General features: G+C 57.1%; 17 protein-coding genes. 4 read left to right on the top strand and 13 right to left on the bottom strand.

Translation table 11 applies throughout. The features are described 5' to 3' along the window. The first annotated feature begins 351 nt into the window (after nucleotides 1–351). Nucleotides 352–1,095, top strand: coding sequence for an LOG family protein (locus IEW06_RS15505; RefSeq protein WP_187731893.1), 744 nt, complete (start codon nucleotides 352–354; stop codon nucleotides 1,093–1,095). Here IEW06_RS15505 and IEW06_RS15500 read toward each other — a convergent pair whose 3' ends face one another. Next, the gene (locus IEW06_RS15500) at nucleotides 1,096–1,932 is read right to left on the bottom strand and encodes a DUF6544 family protein (RefSeq protein WP_187731894.1); all 837 of its coding nucleotides are present in this window, start codon (nucleotides 1,930–1,932) and stop codon (nucleotides 1,096–1,098) included. 221 nt (nucleotides 1,933–2,153) lie between these two features. Here IEW06_RS15500 and IEW06_RS15495 point away from each other — a divergent pair, with 221 nt between their 5' ends. Next, the gene (locus tag IEW06_RS15495) at nucleotides 2,154–2,972 is read left to right on the top strand and encodes a universal stress protein (RefSeq protein WP_188548549.1); all 819 of its coding nucleotides are present in this window, start codon (nucleotides 2,154–2,156) and stop codon (nucleotides 2,970–2,972) included. 288 nt (nucleotides 2,973–3,260) lie between these two features. Beyond that, nucleotides 3,261–5,666 (top strand): phosphoenolpyruvate synthase, encoded by a 2,406-nt coding sequence (gene ppsA, locus IEW06_RS15490; protein ID WP_223284521.1) that lies wholly within the window; start codon nucleotides 3,261–3,263, stop codon nucleotides 5,664–5,666. 116 nt (nucleotides 5,667–5,782) lie between these two features. Here the strand turns inward: ppsA and IEW06_RS15485 are convergent, their stop codons facing one another. Then, nucleotides 5,783–6,607, bottom strand: a complete 825-nt coding sequence (locus IEW06_RS15485) for a universal stress protein (RefSeq protein ID WP_188548548.1) — start codon at nucleotides 6,605–6,607, stop codon at nucleotides 5,783–5,785. Between the two features lie 128 nt (nucleotides 6,608–6,735). Continuing rightward, a complete protein-coding gene (locus tag IEW06_RS15480) occupies nucleotides 6,736–6,945 on the bottom strand; it encodes a YgaP family membrane protein (protein ID WP_187731899.1) in 210 nt (69 codons plus the stop codon). Between the two features lie 566 nt (nucleotides 6,946–7,511). Here IEW06_RS15480 and IEW06_RS15475 point away from each other — a divergent pair. Further along, a complete protein-coding gene (locus IEW06_RS15475) occupies nucleotides 7,512–8,954 on the top strand; it encodes a Gfo/Idh/MocA family protein (RefSeq protein WP_188548547.1) in 1,443 nt (480 codons plus the stop codon). Nucleotides 8,955–9,061: 107 nt separating this feature from the next. Here the strand turns inward: IEW06_RS15475 and IEW06_RS15470 are convergent, their stop codons facing one another. The 10 genes from IEW06_RS15470 to IEW06_RS15425 form a co-directional block, all read right to left on the bottom strand. Then, a complete protein-coding gene (locus IEW06_RS15470; RefSeq protein WP_188548546.1) occupies nucleotides 9,062–10,705 on the bottom strand; it encodes a DUF4394 domain-containing protein in 1,644 nt (547 codons plus the stop codon). 305 nt (nucleotides 10,706–11,010) lie between these two features. Next, nucleotides 11,011–11,940, bottom strand: coding sequence for a DUF4394 domain-containing protein (locus IEW06_RS15465; protein WP_187731902.1), 930 nt, complete (start codon nucleotides 11,938–11,940; stop codon nucleotides 11,011–11,013). A gap of 265 nt (nucleotides 11,941–12,205) precedes the next feature. Beyond that, entirely contained in the window at nucleotides 12,206–13,831 is a 1,626-nt protein-coding gene (locus IEW06_RS15460) for a DUF4394 domain-containing protein (protein WP_188548545.1), read from the bottom strand. Between the two features lie 145 nt (nucleotides 13,832–13,976). Beyond that, nucleotides 13,977–15,608 carry a DUF4394 domain-containing protein gene (locus IEW06_RS15455; RefSeq protein WP_187731905.1) on the bottom strand — a complete coding sequence of 544 codons (1,632 nt, stop codon included), beginning with the start codon at nucleotides 15,606–15,608 and terminating at the stop codon, nucleotides 13,977–13,979. Nucleotides 15,609–15,929: 321 nt separating this feature from the next. Beyond that, complete coding sequence (locus IEW06_RS15450) at nucleotides 15,930–17,069, bottom strand: outer membrane beta-barrel protein (protein ID WP_187731906.1); 1,140 nt, start codon at nucleotides 17,067–17,069, stop codon at nucleotides 15,930–15,932. Nucleotides 17,070–17,082: 13 nt separating this feature from the next. Continuing rightward, nucleotides 17,083–17,919 (bottom strand): hypothetical protein, encoded by an 837-nt coding sequence (locus tag IEW06_RS15445; RefSeq protein ID WP_188548544.1) that lies wholly within the window; start codon nucleotides 17,917–17,919, stop codon nucleotides 17,083–17,085. Beyond that, the gene (locus IEW06_RS15440; protein ID WP_187731910.1) at nucleotides 17,900–18,478 is read right to left on the bottom strand and encodes an RNA polymerase sigma factor; all 579 of its coding nucleotides are present in this window, start codon (nucleotides 18,476–18,478) and stop codon (nucleotides 17,900–17,902) included. Before IEW06_RS15440 ends, IEW06_RS15445 begins: the two co-directional genes overlap by 20 nt. Nucleotides 18,479–18,688: 210 nt before the next feature. After that, nucleotides 18,689–19,048: a CoA-binding protein gene (locus tag IEW06_RS15435; protein WP_187731911.1), complete on the bottom strand. Its 360-nt coding sequence runs from the start codon at nucleotides 19,046–19,048 to the stop codon at nucleotides 18,689–18,691. A gap of 105 nt (nucleotides 19,049–19,153) precedes the next feature. Continuing rightward, nucleotides 19,154–20,725, bottom strand: coding sequence for an NAD(P)/FAD-dependent oxidoreductase (locus tag IEW06_RS15430; RefSeq protein ID WP_187731912.1), 1,572 nt, complete (start codon nucleotides 20,723–20,725; stop codon nucleotides 19,154–19,156). A gap of 224 nt (nucleotides 20,726–20,949) precedes the next feature. Further along, nucleotides 20,950–22,020 carry an NADH:flavin oxidoreductase/NADH oxidase gene (locus tag IEW06_RS15425; protein WP_187731913.1) on the bottom strand — a complete coding sequence of 357 codons (1,071 nt, stop codon included), beginning with the start codon at nucleotides 22,018–22,020 and terminating at the stop codon, nucleotides 20,950–20,952. Nucleotides 22,021–22,274 lie beyond the last annotated feature (254 nt).

Genomic DNA, 22,274 nt, shown 5'->3' with positions numbered 1-22,274 from the left:
CGGGGTCTGGGGGGCATTTCGTCGGGGCTACGTAGCGCCGGCGGTTAGGCCGAAGCTTTATGACTGCCGCGCAGGTAGGAGCTCATCAGGGCCAGGGCCGTCAGGAGAAAAATGGGCAGGATGAGAAGGAAAGAGTTCATGAGGGTAGCGAAAGTGGGGCACAGCGCGCTGGCCCCGGGTGGAAAAAATGATACTATAAACATCCACTTTTCGAAAGCATAAAGCCATGATGTAAATTAGCTTAGTATCTGATTTATATCATGTTTGCCTTTCCCCGGTGCGCCTACCCAACAAGGCGGGCGGACAAGGCGCAGGGTCCTGGTGGGTATCCTCAACATTAACTTCTTGTCTATGCCATCCGACACCACTTCTGCCAGGTCTGCTGTGCGGGCCGAACGACGGTTTTTGGCGGGCCCGCGGAGCCGCCGCAGCGAGCTGCGCTTTATGTGGACGGTGGTGCGGGAGTTTTTGCGCGGCTTTCGGGTGCTGCACTTCGTGGGGCCGTGCGTATCCGTGTTTGGCTCCGCCAGAGTAACCGCAGGCTCGCCGTTTTATGAGCTGGCCCGGGAGTTGGGCGCGGGCCTTAGCCAGCAAGGATTTACGGTGCTTACGGGTGGTGGGCCGGGCATTATGGAGGCCGCCAACCGGGGCGCCCGCGATATGGGCGGCCCCTCCGTGGGGTGCAATATTGAGCTGCCCGAGGAGCAGCATCACAACCCCTACCTGGATACGTGGCTGAGCTGCCGCTACTTTTTTGTGCGCAAAGTGCTGCTGGTCAAGTATTCCTACGCCTTTGTAATCATGCCCGGCGGCCTCGGCACCCTCGATGAGCTGTTTGAAGCCCTGACGCTTATCCAAAACAAGAAGATTCTTGATTTTCCGGTGGTAGTGGTGGGCCGCGACTACTGGCAGCCCCTGCTGGAGCTGCTTACCCAAATGGAGGAGCACGGCATGATAGCGCCCGCCGATGTGCGGCTGCTCACCTTCACCGACTCGGTGGAGGAAGCCTTGGCCCACATTGAGCATCACGCCGTCGTGAAATTCAAGCTGTTACCCGGCCGCGAGCCCCGGCGCTGGTGGTGGTTTGGCGAGTAGCTAGTAGGCGTCCGTTTGGTTATACTCCAGCTCCAGGAGCTGAAATCTGGCGTAGGGCCGGGGCTGGCCATCTACTATCCAGCTCGCCTCTGCCTGCGTAGGCACCCGCACACCGCGTATGGTTTGATACTCGGCGAAACGCCCCACCCAGGGCAGGGCGGCGGTGTCGCTCTGGTAGCGTTCGGCTTCGCATTGCACTAGCTCATTGCGCTCATTAAAGCGCACCAGGTACGAAATTGCCTGCCCCTGATACGTGAAGGTGAGCGTAGCGGAGTGCTCGTCCTGAGCCATCCAGCTAACCCGCTCGCTGGGCAGCAGGGCAGTAGGGAGCCAGGCAAGCTCACCCAGCCAGCGCATCAGCTCTGCCCGGTCGTAGCGCGGGCCGCGACCGCACATGACCGGTGCCAACCCAAACAGGCGCACGAGCAGCTGGCCGCGCCCGGCTACATATTCATCCCGGGCAGCAAAGAGGGTGGTGGTGCCCTGCCAGATGAAGCCCGGCGGATCGGCAGTGAGGTATTCTTGCCCCGAAATTGCCCCCCAGTCGCCATCCAGTGAGGTTTTAAACTGGCCCGTATGCCGCAGCCGTACGGAGCGCAGGTAGGGCTGGCCGTTGGGCAGCACGTGGCGGAAGTAGCGCTGCACCGGCGCCGGCAAATCAGCCAGCTGCGTTTCGTGGTAGATGCTGGTGGTTACGTCGGTGGAATTGCGCAGGAGGCGCCGCGCATCCTGGCGTAATTGGCGCCCTACCAGGGCACGGCCAACGCCAAACCCAGCGGCAGCGGCCGCCAGCACCCCCGATACCAGCAGCCACGGCTTGTTTTCATTTATAGCCATAATCAATTTGGGTTTGTAGGAATGCCCTTTTTTAGAAGTAGGTGCTGATAATTAGCCAAGAATATGTTCGTAAAATTATATATATTACTCTCTCAGGTACATGACGACCATGGTAGTCATCGCATGATAAAAATCAAGCGCACAGGCGGATGCGGCGCATAGCGATGCTGCCGGCCTGATGGTTTCTTGCCAGTAGCTTTACTTTCTAGCCGCTCCTGCTCATGGTTCCTTCCCTGCTCATTCTGACCGATTTCTTTCAGGCGGCCAACCGGGCGCTCGACTACGCCACCAATCTGGCCGATCCGCTTGGGGCCCGGCTGGTGCTGCTGCACGTGCGCCGCAACTCCGTGCTGGACCCTGAAATGATGAGGGGAGAGTTGTCCAACCTTAGTAGGGAAGCTATTTCGCTGGCTATGAGCAGTGTAGCGCGCCAGCTGGCCGTGCCGGTAGTGGCTGAGGTAGGCTACGGGCGGGTGGCTGCCGCCGTGGCCGATGCCGTCAGTCGGCACCATCCCGAACTAATCGTGCTGGGCCGGCCCGATTATTCTACCACCCCCGCCGAAATGGTGGAAACTACGTCCCTGGATATTCTGCGGGCCGCCCCTTACCCCATGCTGCTGGTGCCCCACACGGTAGTGAGCAGCGCGCCGCCCTCGCGCCTGCTGTTAGCGGTTGATGGTCAGGCTTTTGATTTGGGTGAACACGCCGGCGTTGTCCACCGGCTGCTGGCCGAGCTCATGGCTTCGCTCACGGTGCTGTACGTAGCCGCCCACTCCGACTACGACAAAAAGCCCCCCACGACCCTGGAAACGGTAGTGCGCACCGGTCTGAAGCTGGAAGCGACGCCGATCGAAATTCGCACCATCAGTAGCCGCAACCCTGCACAGGGCATTTTGGAGGAAGCCAATGCGAAGGAGTTTGACATGATCGTAGTCATCTCTCGGCGCCGCAACTTTCTGGGGCAGCTGTTTCACCGCAGCGTCACGGCCCAGGTGCTGATGCACAGCGAGTTGCCCGTGCTGGTGCTGCCTGCTCTCTGATAAAGTGCTCCCTGCCCGCAACCCGAAAGCCTGGGCCGGGCAAGGAGTGATGAAGATCATGAATGGCTATGTTATTTCTCATTTTTATCGAGTGCCGGATCAAGCATTTTTGAGCTGAAAGCACCGCATCAAAGCGCCCGATCGGTCAGCCAAAAAGCCCCCCAGACGCGCTGCCTGCTTTCCGGATAATTGTCTGACTCAGAAAACGATGAACGATTAACTCGGGGAGAAGCCAGCTTTGCCTGCATGAAGCTTGACGCCCTTTTACCCATCCAGCACTCTATCACTATGGCACAGGAAACATACACGCGGTTTTTTCGGGAGCTCACCAATCAAAACGTGGCGCTGGTAGGAGGGAAGAACGCCTCCCTGGGCGAGCTTTTCAACCAGCTTACCCCGAAAGGAATAAATGTGCCCAATGGGTTTGCCACCACGGCCGCCGCCTATTGGCTGTTTCTGGATGAAAATCAGCTGCGGCAGCCCCTTACCGCGCTGCTGGCTAGCCTCGACGAGAAGGAGTTGACCAACCTGCCGGCCGTGGGCACCCAGGCGCGGGCCTTGATAACGCAGGCCAAAATGCCCCCCAGCGTGGCGGAGGCCATCGGGCAGGCGTACCGGGAGCTTTCGGCGGGCCACGCCGGCGGCCTGGCGGTGGCCGTGCGCAGTAGTGCCACGGCCGAAGATCTGCCCACGGCCAGCTTTGCCGGGCAGCACGACTCGTTCCTGAATGTGCAGGGCGAGGAGGCTGTGTTGCAGGCTTGTCAGAAGTGCTTTGTGTCGCTGTTCAACGACCGGGCTATCAAGTACCGGCTCCAGAATGGCTTTGATCATCTGCGCGTTGCCTTGTCGGTGGGCGTGCAGATGATGGTGCGCTCTGATGTGGGCTCGGCGGGCGTGGCGTTTACTATCGAGCCCGAAACCGGCCACGCCAACCTTATCTACCTCACCGGCAGCTGGGGCCTGGGCGAAAATGTAGTGCAGGGAGCTGTGAATCCCGACGAGTTTTACCTGTTCAAACCCTCTTTGCGGAGCGGTCATCGGGCCCTGGTAACCCGCAAGCTGGGCGACAAAGCCAAGACTATGCGCTACGCCCAAACCGGCATTGAAAACTCCGACACCCCACCCGAGAAGCGCGCGGCTTTCGTGCTCTCTGATGCGGAGGCGGAAGAACTGGGGCGCTGGTGTCTGCTCATTGAAGATCACTACGGCATGCCCATGGATATTGAGTGGGCCAAAGATGGCCTCACCAATACGCTCTACATCGTGCAGGCCCGGCCCGAAACCATTCATCATGGCAGCCAGGCGCTGCGCCTGCACGAGTACCACCTGACCCAGAAAGGCCCGGTGCTGGCTACGGGCAAGGCAGTCGGCAATCAGATTGCCACGGGCGTGGCGCGCATTATCGCCTCGCCCGCCGACGGGCACCGATTGCAGCCGGGCGAAATCCTGATTACCGACATTACCAGCCCCGACTGGAACGCGGTGCTGCGTAAGGCGGCCGTCATTGTGACGAACAAAGGCGGGCGCACCAGCCACGCGGCCATTGTGGCGCGGGAACTGGGCCTCTCGGCCGTGGTGGGCACGCTCAATGCCACCGAAAAAGTGCAGGATGGGCAGCTCATCACGGTTTCCTGCGCCGAGGGCGACGAAGGTCAGGTGTTTGCGGGCAAGCTGGCCTGGCAGGAAACCGACATCGACCTGGAGCGCGTGGAAATGCCCCACACTAAGCCCCTGCTCATTCTGGCCGACCCCGACCGCGCCCTGCAACTCGCCCGTTACCCCAGCCAGGGCGTGGGGCTGATGCGGATGGAGTTCGTAATTAATAGCGCCATCCGCATTCACCCCATGGCCCTGGTCGATTTTGATAAGCTGCAGGATGCGCCGGCCCGTCAGGAAATTGAGCAGCTTACCACCCACTATTCCAGCAAGCCGGAGTACTTCGTGGATAAGCTGGCACAGGCCATCGGGTTTGTAGCGGCCGCATTTTACCCGCGCCAAGTGATTGTACGCCTCAGCGACTTCAAAACCAACGAGTACGCTAACCTGGTTGGCGGTCGGCAGTTTGAGCCAGAAGAAGAAAACCCCATGCTTGGCTTCCGGGGCGCCTCACGCTACTACAGTCCGCAGTACCGCGAAGGGTTCCGGCTGGAGTGCGAAGCGCTGCGGCGGGTGCGCCTCGATTGGGGCCTGACCAACGTGAAAGTGATGGTGCCTTTCTGCCGCACCGTGGCTGAGGGCAAGCAGGTGGTGGCCCTCATGGAGGAGTTCGGGCTAAAGCGGGGCGAGCAGGGGCTGGAGGTGTACGTAATGGCTGAAATTCCCAGCAATGTTATTCTGGCTGAAGATTTTGCCGCTGTCTTCAATGGGTTCTCCATCGGCTCCAACGACCTCACCCAGCTTACCCTGGGCATCGACCGCGACTCAGCTATTGTGAGCCATCTGTTCGACGAAAACAACGAGGCCGTAACTCGCATGCTCGCCCAGGTTATTCGGACGGCCAAAGCCTGCGGCCGACCCATCGGGCTGTGCGGCCAAGCTCCCAGCGACTACCCCGCGTTTGCTCAGTTCCTGGTGGAGCAAGGCATTGACAGCATCTCGTTTACCCCCGATGCCCTGCTGAAGGGAATGACCAATATGGTGCAGGCCGAGCATGCTCTGAGCCCCCGCCAAGCCGCCCCGGAAGTAGGAGCGTAGGTATCGGGTTAAGCTGGCCTAGGGGGCTTTTTCAGCGCCGAAAGCAAAGAAGGGAGTCGAAGGTTCCGGCGCTAGTGCCGGAACCTTCGACTCCCTTCTTTGCTCTGAATATTGCCTTAAGCCGTGGTGGGCAGCACCAGCACGGGCACCGGGCTGCGGCGCAGGATATCGGCCGTGACGCTATGGTGAAAAAGCCCCCCAAGAAACGTATGCGGCCGCGCCAGCATTACGATAAGCTGGGCCTTCAGCTCCGATGCAGCGTGCAGAATGCCGTCGGCCGGCGCTTCTTCGCATACCTCGTACAGGCTGTTATCGGTCAGATGGCCAAACAGCCCCGTGCGCATTGCGGAGGCCAGGCCCACATCGGCACGCGAAGGGCCGGCTGCCTCGGCCACATGAACGACGGTAGTAGTAGGTTTCAGACTGGCCATAAGCTCGGTGAGGGCTAGCGAAGGCGCACTCAGCCAAAACGCTTTATCATCGGTGGCCACCACCACGCGCTGGGGCAGGGAGGTATCCTTCCACACTTCGGGCACCACCAGCAGCGGATGCTGGGCCTGCTGCAAAAAGGGCAGCGCCCAATTGCCCATCAGCCTGTCCAGCAGATTGAAGGGCTCCTCCCGCCCAAACGCCAGCAGCACGGGCTTGTGGCGTTTTACCACGTCAGCCAAGGCCGGGCTTAGCATATCCAACACTATTTCGGCCTCAGCCGGAACAGGCAGCTCCTCTGCTCGCTGTACCATGTACGCCATCGTCTCCTTGCGGCTGGTTACCGTAATGGGCGAGGCCATGGCGGCAGCCTCCGGCGCGAGCATCGGGTCGAGGTATACGTGGAGCAGCACCATCCGTCCATGCAGGAGTTGGGCCAGGCGGGTGGTATACGTCAGGGCTACCTCGGCGGAAGCTGACATATCCGTTAAGACAACGAAGGTAGGCTGCATATACAATAGAGTAATAGGTAGGGAAATGGAAGTCGGTGAGTGCCCTGTTTGCCGCTACGGCCATTACAGGGTAGCCACGGAAGCCACAGCGCAAGGTCGGCAAAGGCAGGCTTTATCAGCGAATGAAGTCAGCTCCGCGATTGGTGATGCGTGGCAATGCCCAGCAGGGAATAAAAGGGGCAATAGCCGGCAATGCCCGTCAGCAACAGCGTGAGCGGAACAAGCAGCCAGGCCAGTAGAACGGGAGTGCTGAAGCCTTGCCGTACCAGAAAGCCGGTAAGAAAGGTTGCCAGGAGAATGCGAATCACCCGGTCGTAGGAACTTAAATTCTGACGCATGATTGATAAGCAGTTAAGTGAAAATGAGAAGTGACAGCGGGGGCTGGCCTCCAGACCAGAGTGGTCTTGACAGCAGCCGGAAAAGCTTGCGTAAAAACAAGCAAGCGGGCGGCCAGCTACTCCCGGCTTGCTTCTCCAACTGGCCTGAGAGAAGCAGTTGAGCCGGCCATCCACTGATCAGAAGATTTTCTGAAAAACCGTGGGCGCGGGCCTCATCTGGTGGCGGCCTGCATCAACTGCGCCGCATGATTGTGTACATAGTAGGTGCTGGATTTTACTTCGAATATCCTTATTAATTAAGGATGGTAATATGATGGGTGTCAAGCAGCTGGATGATTTATGTTATGCGCTTTTCCGCCGCGCAGACCCGGTCGCCGATGCACATTTCCAGTTACACGGCAGTCGAGGCTATTGGGGGGTAATTCAGCCTGATTTGCGCTTTATCAGCCGGCGAAAAGAACACTATGGGTGAGGTAGGTAGCTGTTTCACCCCAAACACCCGTAGAGCTTGTCTATACTTCATTTCACGCACTATTCTACCAGCTCATTTACACAACCAGTGTGCTATGTCACTTACTAACAGTCTACTAAACACAGTCCTGCGTCAGGCCGGCCAGGAAGTATCGCGTAAAGAATTCTTGACCATGGCCGGGCGGGGCCTGGCCGTAGGAGTCGCCGCCAGCACGTTTGCCAGCTGCCAGGATAAGGCGGGTGGGGAGGCGGCCAAAGCCACTACCCCGACCACCGGCACCCCAGCCTCGGAGGCAACTGCCGCCACCGTCTATACGGGCCCCGGTGGCCAGCAAGTGCCCTCATCGGAAGCCGTGTCGCCACCAGCGAAAGTGCCGGCGGGGGTAGAGAAGCCCATTGAGCTGGAAGCCTGGAAGTCGGATGTAGACCCCCAATCGGGCCCCACGCCCACGCCTTTGCCCCCCGATCAGCGGGTGGGCTACGCGCTGGTCGGGTTGGGCCACCTCACGCTGGAAGAGCTGCTGCCGGCTTTCGGCGAGTGCAAAAAATCCAGGCCAATAGCCTTAGTCAGCGGCTCGCCGGAGAAGCTGCAAAAGGTGGCGAAGCAATACGGCATCAAGCCCGAAAGCTGCTACAGCTACGCGGATTATGACAAGCTCAAGGACAATGCGGAGGTGCAAGTGATTTATATCGTGCTGCCCAACTCCATGCACGCCGAGTACACCATTCGGGGGGCGCAGGCGGGCAAGCACATTCTCTGCGAAAAGCCCATGGCCAACTCCGCAGCCGAGTGCGAGGCCATGATTGCGGCCTGCAAAAAAGCCAACCGCAAGCTCATGATTGCCTACCGCATTCAGTATGAGCCCTACAACCGCTTGGTGCGCAGCATGGTGCGGGAAAACAAGTGGGGCAAAACCAAGTACATTCAGGCTCAGAACAGCCAAAGCTCCGCCAACCCCGACCATTGGCGCCATAAAAAAGCTCTGGCTGGCGGCGGCGCCCTGCCGGATATAGGCCTGTACTGCCTGAACACCTCGCGCTTCCTGCTGGGCACTGAGCCGACGGAAGTATTTGGCTACTCCTACAGCACGCCCGGCAACCCGCTGTTTAAGGAAGTAGAGGAAGTAATGTCGTGGCAGATGCGCTTTCCGGGGGGCATTTTGGTCGACTGCATCACGCACTACAACACCCACGACTCGCGCTTCTACCGCGTCAACGGGGAGAAAGGCTGGATGCACCTGAACAATGCCTACGCCTACCAGGGCCAGCAGCTGCAAACCTCCCACGCCGAGGGCCCCGCCAAGATGCAGAACCAGATTACCATCAGCCCGGTAAATCAGTTTGCGGCCGAAATGGACCACTTTTCCGCCTGCGTGCTGGAAGACAAGCAGCCCCATACGCCCGGCGAGGAAGGCTTACAGGACCAGCGCATTATGGAAGCCATCTACCAGTCGGCCCGCGAAGGCCGGCCGGTAAAATTGCCCCCCGTAGACGGTACGGACGTGTTTCGCGGGCCGGAGCCGAAGGATAACGCGTAGGCTTGCTTGTGAGTAGCTCACAAAAGTTTTCAGTGTAAGAAATATAAAAAGCCCCCGCTCAGGAGCGGGGGCTTTTTACTGAACTAGATAAAGCGAAATAGTAAACCTTAGAAGCCCAAGCCTAATGCGAAGCCACTAGGTATCCAATTCGATCCATCGATTCCAGGAATATTAATCGACCGAGCGAACGTACGCGCCCCTGTAGACAGGTTGAGCGTATTAATCTGGTACATATTGGGGCCGTTGACAGTGTTAACAAACATATAGGCGGTGTTGCTGGTGCCCCCAATATCCAGGTCGCGTACGTCGGCGGTTACATCACCTATTTGTCTCAGATTATCAGGCCCAGTTACGAGGGGAATAATTTGGTAGAGCTTACTGATGAGATTAACGGAGTATTCAATACCATAAAGGTTGCTTGCCGTGGCACCCACAAAATTATTATCGTGGGCAATTGTTCGAGGATTAACGGGTAGATTACTACCTACAGGAATACCGAAAGAAGGATCAGCAGTAGTGAAGCCGGTAGTTGGATTTACGCGGAAATTCTGGCCGTATGAACTCGCCAGGCGAATCATGTCTGTAACAGGATCAAAGTCAAAATTACCCGCACTTACTACTGTCACATTAGCGTTTAAATCAGCCACGCGGGTAGCTGCGCCAGTGGCCAAGTCAATGGTATAAAGCCGGCTACTTGACCTGTCTCTCGCTATTACGATGGTGTACAGCTGACCTGTAGCGGGCCTAAAGTCTACACCAATAGTACTTTCACCCACACCAATACCAGTAACGCTCTTTGTCGTGTAACTGTTTGAGTCCGTGGGGTCAATAATAGTAAACGTATTAAATGTTACATCGAGCCCGTTTCTTACATTGGTGACAATATAAGCTACAGGTCGTGTAGGAATAGCTAAACCAGTGTAGTTCAAACTTGTGCTGTAGCTAGCCAACGTGCGAGCTGCACCTGTGGTCAGATCCACGGTAAAAAGTGTGGGGCTGCCATTAACTGAATATAGGCCCAGCGCGGTACCCGTTTTGGCGTCAATATCAAAGCCACCGTCGCCACTAACGTTCAAGTTCAGATTGCCCACGGCTACGAGCGTGCCGTTGTTAGGCGGGTTAACCAAGTAAAGCTGCTGGTTCTGCGTGTTGATGCCATAGAGGGCAGTCGTGCTAGCACCGGCTACGTTGTTGGTGTAAGCCACACCCGTTACAGTCGCGCCTGCGGCCCCGTTGATATTGCCATCAGTAGCGGCCACTGCCCCGGTTTCTGGATGTATTCGCAGATTTTGGCCCGTACTCGTGACCAGCCGAATGCGGTCGACCGCAGGGTTGAAATCAAAACTCACCACATTGCCCCCCAACGCTGGCGAAAAGGCCCCCGCCCCAATAACGTGAGCCTTACCCGTGTTCTGGTTAATCACATAAATACGGCTGCCACTGCTGACCCCATAGAGCTGCCCAGTACCTGGCCGGAAGTCAATAGCTAGGATTCGTTCACTGCTCTGTAAGCCGGTTATAGAAACCGAGGCTGTACGGGTTGCAGGATCTTTTGTGGAATAAGCATCGAGCCTTGTGCCACCGGATAAGGCATAAAAGGGAATGTCTAATCCTAAATTTGGAGGAGTTGGATTAGTAGGTGGCGGGGTAGGTTTGGGAAAGTACTGCTCCAGGATGTCTTCGCAGCCTGTAAGCGACGACAATAACAGTACGGCCACGCCCCATTTGGCGAGGGATAAGTGTTTTAGCATACAAACAAGATTATAAAATGAAAGAAAGAATAAATTGAATGATTCGCTTTAACCACTACGGTGTGCTAAGGTCATAAGATGCGAGGTTGTCAAAATAAAATCCAAGTTCTCATTCTATTTGTTGCCTTCTTTTCTTCCCTCTCAACCTTTCATGTTGGACGCATAAAATGCTGCAAAGGCCACTGGTTAGAATTGCGAAAATCTCGAAAGCATTTGCCCCTCCACTAAGCTTGAGCCCTTGAACAAGAAAAAGCCCCCTGCTCTTAAGTAGGGGGCTTTTTCTTATTATCCTAAGGAAAGGAAAATTACAGGCCTAACCCGAGCGTGAAGCCTGTGATGAAGGGCGCGAAGACGAAGCCTGGCGTGGGCGACGGCCTGATAGGTGGAAAGCCGAAGTCTCCTAATTCTGTGGCCGCGCCGGTTGTCAAATTGATCGAATACAAACGCCCCACATTCGGGCCGCTCATGACCGCGTAAGCCTTCTTACTAGTGGCGCCAATATCGAAACTGCCATCGGAGAGGAAGTTGATACTTAAGGGACCAATTTCTGTGATCGTCCCGGCATTGGGCGGGTTCATTAAGTAAAGCTTATCCTCTGTGAAATCTAGCGCGTACAAGTTAGTGGAGGTAGCGCCAGCCACGTTATTATCGTAGGCTAAGCCCACCACTCTATTGGCGTTGCCTCCATTAATACGCCCATCTTCAATTGCTACGCCGTCAACCGGATTCACCCGAAGGTTTTGACCTGAGTTGGTCACAATCCGAATCCTATCCACGACGGGGTTAAAATCGAACCCAAGGGTAAGGGACCCACTGAGGGGAATGCTGACGGGTGCGACCAGCGTAGCAGCTCCATTGGCGGGGTTAATAGTATACAGGCGGCCATCGGTCGCACTGGTCGTGGCAACCAGAGCATAGAGTTGGCCGGTGGCGGGGCGTATATCGAGCCCAAAGATGCGGTCGGTTACAGCGCTCAAGCCCGTAATCGGCATTTCCTGGATTTTCGCCAGCGTAATAGGATTGAAAATAATCAATCCATTCTGCCATGCCCCATCGCCGGACCCTGGTGTAACAGCGTCAGCGTAGGTTGTGTATGCTACCGTCTGGATAGGACTAGTAGGTAGGGTAGGCGTGGGCTTGGGGAAATACTGGTCTAGTATATCCTCGCAGCTACTCAGCGAGGACAATAATAGCACAGCCACGCCCCATTTGGCGAGGGAAGAGAATTTTAGCATAGAACTGAGAAGATAGGATGGAAAGAAGAATGAATATGATTCATGTAATTTTTCATACGTAGCTCGGCAATTCATAGCTGATTGGGCTACTATAATTATTCAAATACCTGAATACAGATTGCGATAAAGCAGATTAGCATTCTTAAAAACCTGATCCTTTCTCTCATAGGCATTGGGTTTGCAAGGCTCAGCATAATTCTGTACCACACCAGCCTGCGCTGATTTGTTGACGATAAGGTGGTGTTTAATAAACAGCGTAGTAAGATCAGAAACCCAGCCCCACAGCTAGGCCAATGGGCGTGACGCTATTGTAGGAGGAACTGGCGAGCGTTACTTGGCCGGTCGCTAAATCAACCTTGTATAAGGCCGAGTTGCCGGCCGCGTTGAGAATGGCATAGCCCGTATTGGTGGTGCCGCCAATGTCAAAACTGCCCGTCAGGACGGCTGGGATGCCCAGATCACCGACTCTTACCAGTGTGCCCTCCTGGGGGGGCATCTGTTGATACAGCGTACCAACCGTGGGAAAGTTGCCCTGGCTCCCACTCACGCGGCCCATGACATAGAGCGTAGACGTTGGGGTACCCGTGAAGTTGTTCGAGTAGGCGGCTGTATAAATTCCTAGGTCGGGAGGCGTGAGGGGGCGCTCGACGGTGGCCGTACCATCGCTGGGATTTATGCTCAGGTTCTGGCCTGAACTGCTTACCACCCGAAGGCGGTCGGTAATGGGATCAAAGTCAAACCCGGGGTCGTCGGAGTCAACTATTACTGGTACATGGCTCACATAATCGGTATCCCCCGTGGCGGGATTAATAGTATATAGGTCATTACCACCCCCCACGATTCGAGCCAGGGCATAGAGCTGGCCATTCGAAGGTCGAAAATCCAGCCCTATCCACCTTAGAACGGCCGCGCCGCCGACGGCCGCGCCTATCCTGATGTCTATAGACGGGTTGGTCAAGTCAATAACCAGGAGCCCGCCGCGTGCTACCCCCCAAAAAGTATAGGCCACAGGCCGGGTCGGAATAGCGATACTGGTATAGCCCAGGCTGGCATTGTACTGGGCTAAGGGGCGGGCGGCGCCGGTGGACAGGTTCAGCGTGAAGAGCGTGGGCTTCTTATTGACCGGAAAAAGACCTAAGGCCGTGCCGGTCCTGGCATCAATGTCGAAGCCTCCATCGCCGCTGATAGGCAGGTTCAATTTGCCCACTGGCACCAACCGGCTCTCGTCCAGAGCAGAACTGGAGCTAGGATTGGGCGGGGTGAGCAGGTAGAGCTGTTGGTTCTGCGAGTCAATGACATATAGCTCTGTCGTTTTGGCTCCCGCGACATTGTTCGTATAGGCCACCGCTGTGAAGGTTGCCCCGTCCGGTCCGAAGATTGTTCCAGGAAATCTAATCGCGCCCGGAACGGGGTCTACGAACACTCTCTGGCCCATGTTTGTCACCAGACGAATGAGGTCTTGGGTGGGATTGAAGTCAAACCCGAATAAGTCGCCGGCAAGGCTGGGGTTGAAGGCTTGCGTTCCTAGCGCACGGGCTACCCCGGTGTTCTGGTTGATGACGTAGAGGCGGTCAGCGTTGCTGACCCCATAAAGTTGACCCGTGGCGGGGCGGAAGTCCATGGCTAGGATTCGTTCGCCGCTTGGTAAGCCGGTAATTGCCACGGAGCCCGTACGGGTTGCGGGATCTTTCGTGGAATAGGCATCCAGCCGCGTGCCACCGGATAAGGCATAAAAAGGAATGTCCTGCCCTAGGGGAGGAAAGGTGGGCGTAGCAGGTGGCGGGGGAGTAGGCTTGGGTAAGTAATGCTCCAAGATGTCCTCGCAGCTAGAGAGTGACCCCAGCAGCAAGGCCGCGGCCCCGAGCTTGGCAAGCGAAACACGTGTTTTCATAGCGGTATAGTAAAGAGATAGCATTTGAAGAAAATTTAACTAACCCGCTCATGCTGTGGCTGTAGCCTCCAACATCATCCGTAGCGCTTGGACTTCTGCATCAACATAGGGGTAATAGGTAATAGTTGAGGTAGGGAATGGCTGGCTAGAAGCCAAGGCCAAGCGCAAAACCAAAGCCGAGACTGGCAGGATAATGAGCCACAAATGTGGTGGGAGGGGCAGATGGCGAATTCAGATTAATGGTATAGAGATCGGGGCCACTCCCCGCGAATTTAATTAACAGGGCATAGGGCGTATTGCTGGTACCGCCAATATCCATACTGCCCCCGATAATTTGTTCCAGTCCCAATTCTCGCAGTTCTACCGACTGATTCTCACTGGGCCCTGTTAACTGAGTGATCCAAATTCTGGAATCATTCTTATTAAATGGCTCATATTTAAGGCCGTACAAAGTCGTGCTCGTCGCCCCGGCGAAGCTGTTAGTGTGGGCACAGGTAAAAGGAATATCCTCTGAAGGCGTGATAGGGGTGTCCTCTACCACCTCGCCAGTAGTGGGATTAATCAGTAGGTTACGGGATGGGTCATTGCCTCCTCTCCCCATAAAAAGGCGGATACGGTCGGTAACGGGATTAAAATCCATATCCCTTACGCTTAGGTTGGATCCGGGGAGACTAATTGGAGACACGAGCGTCGCGGCTCCCGTAGCCGGATTGATGGTGTAAAGCCGGGTCCTCGGGATATTAGACGAGGTCGCGAGGCCATATAACTGACCGGTGGCGGGGCGAAAATCCAACATGAACACGCCCCCATCCTCACCTAGTCCCGTAATAGGCTTAACAACGAGCGGGGCAGGGTTTGTGGCCGAGGATGGCGTGGTGGGATTAAAAATCACGAGGCTGCTCCCGGCACTGACATAGGCAACCGGCTGGGTAGGAATGGCAATCCCCGTATAGCCCGAACCGGAAGCATATTGGGCGAGGCGCCGCGCCGCGCCGGTGGCTAAGTCTACCGTGAAGAGGGTGGGGCTGCCATTAACTGAATACAAACCCAAAGCAGTACCCGTTTTGGCGTCTATGTCAAAACCCCCGTCGCCGCTAACGTTCAAGTTCAGGTTACCCACGGCTACGAGCGTACCATTGTTAGGCGGGTTAACTAAATAAAGCTGCTGGTTGTGCGTGTTAATGGCATAGAGGGTCGTCGTGGTAGCGCCGGCCGTGTTGTTGGTGTAAGCCGCCCCGGTCACAACCGCGCCCGCTGCGCCATTTATCGCACCATCAATGGCTGCGACGGTGCCCGTCTCCGGATTGAGGCGCAGAAACTGGCCGGTGCTGGTTACCACCCGAATCCAATCTGTGGTTGGATTAAAATCAAAGCCCAACAGATTACCCCTCAGCTCCGGAAAGAAGGTTCCCGTACCGATTGCGCGCGCTACGCCGGTACTCTGGTTGATGACGTAGAGGCGATCAGCATTGCTGACCCCATAAAGCTGGCCCGTAGCCGGTCGGAAGTCCATGGCTAGGATTCGTTCGCCACTAACTAGGCCGGTAATAGCGACGGAAGCCGTGCGCGTGGCGGGGTCCGTCGTGGAATAGGCATCAAGACGAGTGCCGCCGGACAAAGCATAAAAAGGAATGTCCAGGCCTAAGGGAGGGAAGGTAGGGATACTAGGCGGGGTAGGCTTAGGGAAGTACTGCTCCAAGATGTCTTGGCAACTCGTGAGCGAGGCTAGGAGCAAAGCAGCCACGCCACACCTAGCGAGATAATAGAAGGCTTTCATATAATATCATATTAATATTTTATTAAAAATTATAATAATTTTAATTATTGTACAAGTTAAAATGTGCATATCATTCTAAATCACTCGTATAGCTGCACACTGCATAACAACTTTATATGATACTAATAAGCTGTGTTTCAACATTTTATAATAACAAACTGAGCGGACGGGTTCATAAGCCAGTATAAGGCTAAGCGGTGTGGTCATTAAGTCCTGACATTAGTAAGTGCTTAATGACCATGTTCTTGTAGCGTAAGCACCCAAAAAAGCCCCCCAGACACGTCTGGGGGGCTTTTTTGGGTGCTTAATTGGAAGCTAAGCTTATATTCCTCCGAACGTTACACCGAAGCTGAGCGTCTGGGCCTGGGGGCCGCGGCCGTCTTTGAACAGCTCGTTCAGATTGTACTTGACGAACAAATCCATGCCGCCAATTCCGACTAAGCCTTGCAGGCCGTAGTTGAAATCTTCCAGGTTAAAGCTGCCGCGGTCTTTGTCTTTGCGATTGCGGCCGTCGTTGTCATATTTGATTTTGGTGTGGCTGCCCAGGCGGTAGCCTGCAAAGCCTCCTGCGCCAAGGCGGAAACCGTCGTCGTTGCCTTTCTTATTTTTGGTGTTGAGCACCAGCATGAGGGGCAGATTGATGGTGGTAGTAGAGAGCTTGCTTTTATCAAGGTCAAGGATTGGCTCTGTTTCGATGACCGTGCCGGTGCCGGTGGGCGGGTTGAACAGGCGACGGTTGTTATCGAACATGTAGTTATTGAAGGACAACTCGGGGCCGGTGAGCAGGCGCACGGGGCTGCCCTGAGGGCCTAGGCGGTACAGGTAGTGCCAGTTGAAGCTGATATAGCGCGAGCCGAAGGGGCGCAGGTCGAAGTCTTCGGCGGTGGTGGCATTGCGATTTACCAGCGCGTTCAGCCCCACGTCGATGCCGAAGTCGCTGTGGCCGGGGCGGGCGGCGCGCTCTTGCCGTTTGGCCTCACGCTGGGCGTTGCGGGTGGAGTCGTCGATGGCTGAGGTGCCTACTTTGATGGAAACGTGGTCATCATCGCCATTCTCCACTACCGATACCCCGAAGGCGCGGCCCAACACTACATCTACCCGCTCCGTGTCGCTCTTTTTGCCTTCGTCGGTGCGCACCGTCACCCGAATCTGCTCGGGTACCTGCTTGCCGGGCTGGTCTTTGGCGGGGTAGAACTCCATCGTTACCGTCTCCGTCTTGGAGGTTTTGCCGGCGGCTTCGGCCTGGGTGATGTAGGTATCCAGCAGGATCATCAGCGAGTCGAGCTTGTAGTTGCGCAGCTCGCGCAGCTGGGCTTTGTTCTTGACAAACAGCGTCATTGTAGCCTGGTTGGGCAGTTTTACCACAATGGTGTCATCGGGAGCAGGGGCGGCGGCCAGGGTGCGGCAAGGCGCGGCCAGGGCTAGCAGCACTACTGCCAGCAGGGTGTAGAAGCGGTTCATGATGGAGGAGAAATTAGAGTTGAATGACTAGGGCGTGGTTGGCGCCCGGAGGCCGTACCGTCACGGTCACGTCCTCGGGTAAGCGGGGTAAGGATACTGGTTCGCCGCGCAGAGCATTGGTTACCTGACGCATCACCTGCCCACCGAGGCGGCCCCGGCGCGGCGCCGCCTGGCTGGCTGCCAGGGCCGCCGTTGCTGACGACTGGCGCACTTCCACTTCTATTGGTCCCGTAGGCGCGGCTGAGGTAGTAGTGGCAGCGGCTACGGTTGGGAGCTGCTGGGGGGCTTTTAGCTGCGTTTCCTCGGCCACGGGGCGCTCCGGTTGCGCTTTGGTGGGGGTGAGGGAAGCTACCATGGTGTTCTGCGCGGGTTTGGTACTTAGCTTTTTAGGTGATGATGAGCGGGGAACTGCTGTAGCGCGGGCCAGTTGGCGAGTAGCGGCTGGCTTGGAACGAAGCGGCTGCGTTGGTTGCGCATCCAACGCGGGCTGTTTCGTAGGAGCCGTTGCTACGGCGGCTTCTGATGGGGTAGATGGCTGGGCGGTGGGAAGGGTTGCCTGAGAAGATGAATTTTTCGAAGAAACCGCTTCGGTCGTTTTAGCAGCGGGCTGCGTAGTAATTTTTGCTGCCGTACCCACAGCGGGGTCCAGATTTGCCCCCCGCCACAGCCACGCGCCGCCGGCCAGCATGAGCAGCGTAATCACGGCTGCCGAGGCGTAGAGCCACATAACGGGGCGCTTGCGGGCGGGCTGCAACTCGGCTTCGAGCTGAGCCCAGAGGTAGTCGGGCGGCGGGGGCGCGTGGCGCTCCAGCTTTTCCCGAAACAGCTTATCAATATCTTCCGGTTGCATAATATTCTTTGGGTGAGGAGGTGGAGGCTGCGGCATTGCTGGCCCCGCCTAAGCGGCGCTGAAGCATGGCCCGAGCCTTACTCAGCTGCGATTTACTGGTGCCCTCCGTAATGCCCAGCAGCTCGGCAATTTCGGGGTGAGTGTAGCCCTCTACGGCGTAAAGGTTAAATACGGTACGATAACCGGCGGGCAATTGGGTAAGCATGTGCATCAAATCGGCCGCGTTCAGATCACTTTCCGCGTCGGCCGCCGTGATGGCTACGTCTACGGGGTAATCGTCGATGGCCAGGTGGAGCGGTTCTTTGCGGCGGAGCTGGCCCAGGGCCTCGTTCACCATTATCTTCCGGATCCACCCTTCAAAGCTGCCTTCGTGGCGGTATTGATCCAAGGCTTTAAATACTTTCACAAAACCCATCAGCATCACTTCTTCCGCGTCTTCGCGGTGGCGCAGGTAGCGTGAGCACACCGACAGCATCAGGCCCGCGAACCGCTCGTAGAGCAGCTTCTGGGCGCGGCTGTTACCTTGGCGGCAAGCAGCAATGAGGTCGGCGTCAGTCACGAGAAAAGCGGAGTAGAAAGAGACAGTAGCAGGGCGTTTGATGGGGTAGATGCAACCTTTGCGGGAGGGGTTGCCTCTGGGGGGCTTTTTTTGTGAAAAAAGATTGCTTTCGGCTTTTTGGCAGTAGGCGCCGGGGGGTGAGGCCCACGCCAGAACCAAAAAGCCCCCCAGGAATACTTCTGGGGGGCTTTTTTATACATCAGCTTACACTTAGTAATTGCCAATCGACAGCATTACCAGCGTGCAGGCTTCTTCCGTTTGAATACCGCGCTCCTGGGCCATGCGCTCCAGTTCCGGGTTTTCAGTGCCAGGATTAAAAATGATGCGCTTGGGCTTCAAATCCAGGATGTAGTCATACCAGGTGGGCTGATTTTGCGGACCTACATAGAGCGTTACGGTGTCTATTTCGGAGTCGGTGGGGCGGTCGGTGTGGATGTCGATGCCGGCAATCTGGCCTTTGCGCAGGCCCACGGGCACTACGTCGTGGCCGTGGCGCTTCAGGGAGTGAACAGCTTTATAGGCATAGCGCGCAGGGTTGTCGCTGGCGCCAAGAACGAGAGTCTTTTTCATATGGCAGGAAGGTGCGTAGAAACGCACCCCATTAGTTGTATAAAGAGTAAACAGCGGAGCTGCCGTTGAGTGTTTATACGGTAAAGAGCAAGGTAGGGAGGATTTCTAGGCTAGCACCGCCAATACTGCCTCCGCGCACCGCTCTCCGTCCATTGCTGCCGACACGATGCCGCCCGCGAAGCCCGCGCCTTCGCCACAGGGAAACAGGCCCGTGATTTCCGGGTGCTGCAAGGTGGCTGGGTCGCGGGGGATGCGCACGGGGGCGGAGGTGCGGCTTTCTACCCCCACAATCTGGGCTGCGTTGGTGGTGTAGCCGGGAATCTTTTGGCCGAACGCCTTGAAGCCCTGACGCAAACGGTCCGTAAGCCCGACGCCCAGCACCTGACTCATGGGCACTGATACCAGGCCCGGCTGGTAAGAGGTTTCCAACAGTTCAGGAGAAAGCTTGTCTTTTAGAAAATCGCCCAGGCGCTGGGCCGGGGCAGCCTGCGAATTGCCCCCCAGCGCACAGGCGCGCTGCTCAATTTCCTGCTGCAAGCGCAAACCGGCCAGCGCTCCGTGTCGCTTCAGGTCCATTTCTTCCAGCTCCACGGCTACCACAATGCCCGAATTGGCAAAGCGCGAGTCGCGGCGGCTCGGCGACATACCGTTCACGACTACCTCGCCGGGAGCCGTGGCGGCGGGCACAATAAAGCCCCCCGGACACATGCAAAACGAGAAAACGCCCCGCTGCTGTCCGCGCCACTGCGTTTGGTGCACCAAAGAATACGAAGCCGCCGGCAGCGGCCCGCGGTCCTGGCGGCGGTACTGGGCCTGGTCGATAAGAGCCTGTGGATGCTCCACGCGCACACCGAGAGCGAAAGGCTTAGCCTCTACGCGCACACCGCGGCGGTGCAAGAGCTCATAAATGTCGCGGGCCGAGTGGCCGGTAGCCAGAATAACCGCATCCGCCTCCACCGCTTCGCCCGTGGCCGTGACAACCCCACGCAGGTGGTTTTTTTCGAGAATCAAATCTTCAACCCGCGTTTCAAACCGCACTTCGCCGCCGGCCTGGCGCACGGAGTCGCGCAGGGCAGCTACCACCTGGGGCAGCTTATTGGTGCCGATGTGGGGGTGGGCATCGACGAGAATATCGGGAGTGGCACCGTGCTGCACCAACAGCTTCAGAATACGGCCCACGTCGCCGCGCTTGGTGGCGCGGGTATAGAGCTTGCCATCGGAGTAAGTGCCCGCGCCGCCTTCGCCGAAGCAGTAGTTGGAGTCGGGATTCACGACGTGGTCTTTGTTCAGGGCCGCTAAGTCGCGGCGGCGGGTACGCACGTCCTTGCCGCGCTCCAGCACGATGGGCCTGATACCCAGCTCAATAGCCCGCAAAGCTGCAAACAAGCCAGCCGGCCCAGCTCCCACAATAATAACCGAGCGCCGAGCCTGACTTACATCAGGATACCGAAACCAGGGACCAAAAATATCGGCGGGCGGGGGCTGAAACCATATATCGGCGCGCAGGCGAACGAGGGGCTGCCGGCCGCGCGCATCGATGGAGCGCTTGCGCAGGTGCACAAAATCGGCCTCGCCGGGCTGGGCGCCCACGGCGTTGAGCAGGGCGCGGTAGCGGGCAAATTCGTCGTAGGCTACTTCGGGCGGAAGAAGCACTTCAATTTCTTTCTTATCGAACATGGGGCGAAAGGGAGTTAACCTTTAAACCGTGAGAAAACGTTGCTGGGGGGCAAATATACGCATGGAACACCGCCACGGGCCGCTTAGTGCACATGGTAGTTCCCTCGTAGCACAATCGGCTGAAAAAAGCGCTAACGGCGCAGACGAGGGGATTCCAACTATTGCGTCTCTACCCCGTTTCAGCGGACCTTCTAAGAAACTTTGCTTGATGAGTGGGGCCGTCTTTACTTACGCTTTGCGCGCTCATATTGCACGGGCCAGGCCAAATCCACATCGAGTTTCTGGGCCGCGTGCAGGGGAAAATATGGGTCGCGCAGAAACTCGCGGGCCAGCAGCACCAGATCAGCCTGCCCGCTGGCCAGAATCTCCTCTGCTTGCTCTGCCGTGGTAATGATGCCAACCGAGCCCGTAGGCATGCCGGTTTCCTGCCGAATGCGCTCAGCAAACTCCACCTGGTAGCCCGGTCCGGCCGGTATCTTGGCATCGGGCACGTTGCCTCCGGTTGAGGCGTCAATCAGGTCCACGCCGTGGTTTTTCAGTTCGCGGGCCAAGGCTACGGAATCGTCGATTGTCCAGCCCCCATCGACCCAATCGGTGGCCGAAATGCGGACGAATAGCGGGTACTCCGCGGGCCAGGTTTCGCGGACAGCAGCCGTTACTTCCAGCAGCAGCCGGATGCGGTTCTCGAAGGAGCCGCCGTAAGCATCGGTGCGCTGGTTGCTGAGGGGCGAAAAAAACTCGTGCAGCAGGTAGCCGTGAGCCCCGTGAATTTCTATCACCTTAAAACCAGCAGTCAGCGCCCGCTGGGTGGCGGCCCGGAAGTCATCTTTTACTTTCTGCAAACCAGCCTCATCCAGAGCCAGCGGCGTGGGGTCGGTGGGGCGGAAGGGGAGGGGGCTGGGCGCTACCGTCTGCCAGCCGCCTTCGGCAACTGGTACTGGCTGGTTGCCTTTCCAGGGGCTGCTGATGCTGGCTTTGCGGCCGGCATGAGCCAACTGCACGCCCGGCACGGCGCCCTGCGCGGTGATAAACGAGGTAATACGCTGCAAGCCAGCAATGTGCTCGTCTTTCCAAAGGCCCAGATCATCGGGCGTGATGCGGCCTTCGGGCGATACGGCAGTGGCTTCAAAGATGATAAGGCCAGCGCCGCCCACGGCTCGGCTACCCAGATGCACTATGTGCCAGTCATTGGCAAACCCATCCTCCGAGGAGTACTGGCACATGGGCGAAACCACAATGCGATTTTTCAACTCAACTCCCCGCAAACGCAGCGGGCTAAAAAGGGTAGCAGCCATATAAAATTGTCAAATGAATTTGTAAAAAAGCCCCCCAGATCTGATCCTACTACATCAGAACGTCATGCAGAGCGGTAGCGAAGCATCTCGCGTGCTGATGTGAGGAGTGCTAATCAACAAAAGAGAACGTCATGCTGAGCCTGTCGAAGCATCTCTACTGGTTACTAACCAATGGCATTACAACGAAGCGGGAGAGATGCTTCGACTCCGCTCAGCATGACGGTTAGCTTGGCAACCTCAGCACGCGAGATGCT

Source organism: Hymenobacter qilianensis, assembly GCF_014638675.1.
GTDB classification, from domain to species: domain Bacteria; phylum Bacteroidota; class Bacteroidia; order Cytophagales; family Hymenobacteraceae; genus Hymenobacter; species Hymenobacter qilianensis.
This window is presented reverse-complemented; position numbering and strand designations above follow the sequence as displayed.

Excerpts from the sequence above, each read along its gene's own strand:
- ppsA (WP_223284521.1), top strand. The coding sequence starts at position 3,261 with ATGGCACAGGAAACATACACGCGGTTTTTTCGGGAGCTCACCAATCAA.
- IEW06_RS15425 (WP_187731913.1), bottom strand. The coding sequence starts at position 22,020 with ATGGCTGCTACCCTTTTTAGCCCGCTGCGTTTGCGGGGAGTTGAGTTG.
- IEW06_RS15435 (WP_187731911.1), bottom strand. The coding sequence starts at position 19,048 with ATGAAAAAGACTCTCGTTCTTGGCGCCAGCGACAACCCTGCGCGCTAT.
- IEW06_RS15460 (WP_188548545.1), bottom strand. The coding sequence starts at position 13,831 with ATGAAAACACGTGTTTCGCTTGCCAAGCTCGGGGCCGCGGCCTTGCTG.
- IEW06_RS15450 (WP_187731906.1), bottom strand. The coding sequence starts at position 17,069 with ATGAACCGCTTCTACACCCTGCTGGCAGTAGTGCTGCTAGCCCTGGCC.
- IEW06_RS15455 (WP_187731905.1), bottom strand. The coding sequence starts at position 15,608 with ATGAAAGCCTTCTATTATCTCGCTAGGTGTGGCGTGGCTGCTTTGCTC.
- IEW06_RS15445 (WP_188548544.1), bottom strand. The coding sequence starts at position 17,919 with ATGCAACCGGAAGATATTGATAAGCTGTTTCGGGAAAAGCTGGAGCGC.
- IEW06_RS15465 (WP_187731902.1), bottom strand. The coding sequence starts at position 11,940 with ATGCTAAAATTCTCTTCCCTCGCCAAATGGGGCGTGGCTGTGCTATTA.
- IEW06_RS15505 (WP_187731893.1), top strand. The coding sequence starts at position 352 with ATGCCATCCGACACCACTTCTGCCAGGTCTGCTGTGCGGGCCGAACGA.
- IEW06_RS15475 (WP_188548547.1), top strand. The coding sequence starts at position 7,512 with ATGTCACTTACTAACAGTCTACTAAACACAGTCCTGCGTCAGGCCGGC.
- IEW06_RS15470 (WP_188548546.1), bottom strand. The coding sequence starts at position 10,705 with ATGCTAAAACACTTATCCCTCGCCAAATGGGGCGTGGCCGTACTGTTA.
- IEW06_RS15485 (WP_188548548.1), bottom strand. The coding sequence starts at position 6,607 with ATGCAGCCTACCTTCGTTGTCTTAACGGATATGTCAGCTTCCGCCGAG.
- IEW06_RS15480 (WP_187731899.1), bottom strand. The coding sequence starts at position 6,945 with ATGCGTCAGAATTTAAGTTCCTACGACCGGGTGATTCGCATTCTCCTG.
- IEW06_RS15495 (WP_188548549.1), top strand. The coding sequence starts at position 2,154 with ATGGTTCCTTCCCTGCTCATTCTGACCGATTTCTTTCAGGCGGCCAAC.
- IEW06_RS15500 (WP_187731894.1), bottom strand. The coding sequence starts at position 1,932 with ATGGCTATAAATGAAAACAAGCCGTGGCTGCTGGTATCGGGGGTGCTG.
- IEW06_RS15430 (WP_187731912.1), bottom strand. The coding sequence starts at position 20,725 with ATGTTCGATAAGAAAGAAATTGAAGTGCTTCTTCCGCCCGAAGTAGCC.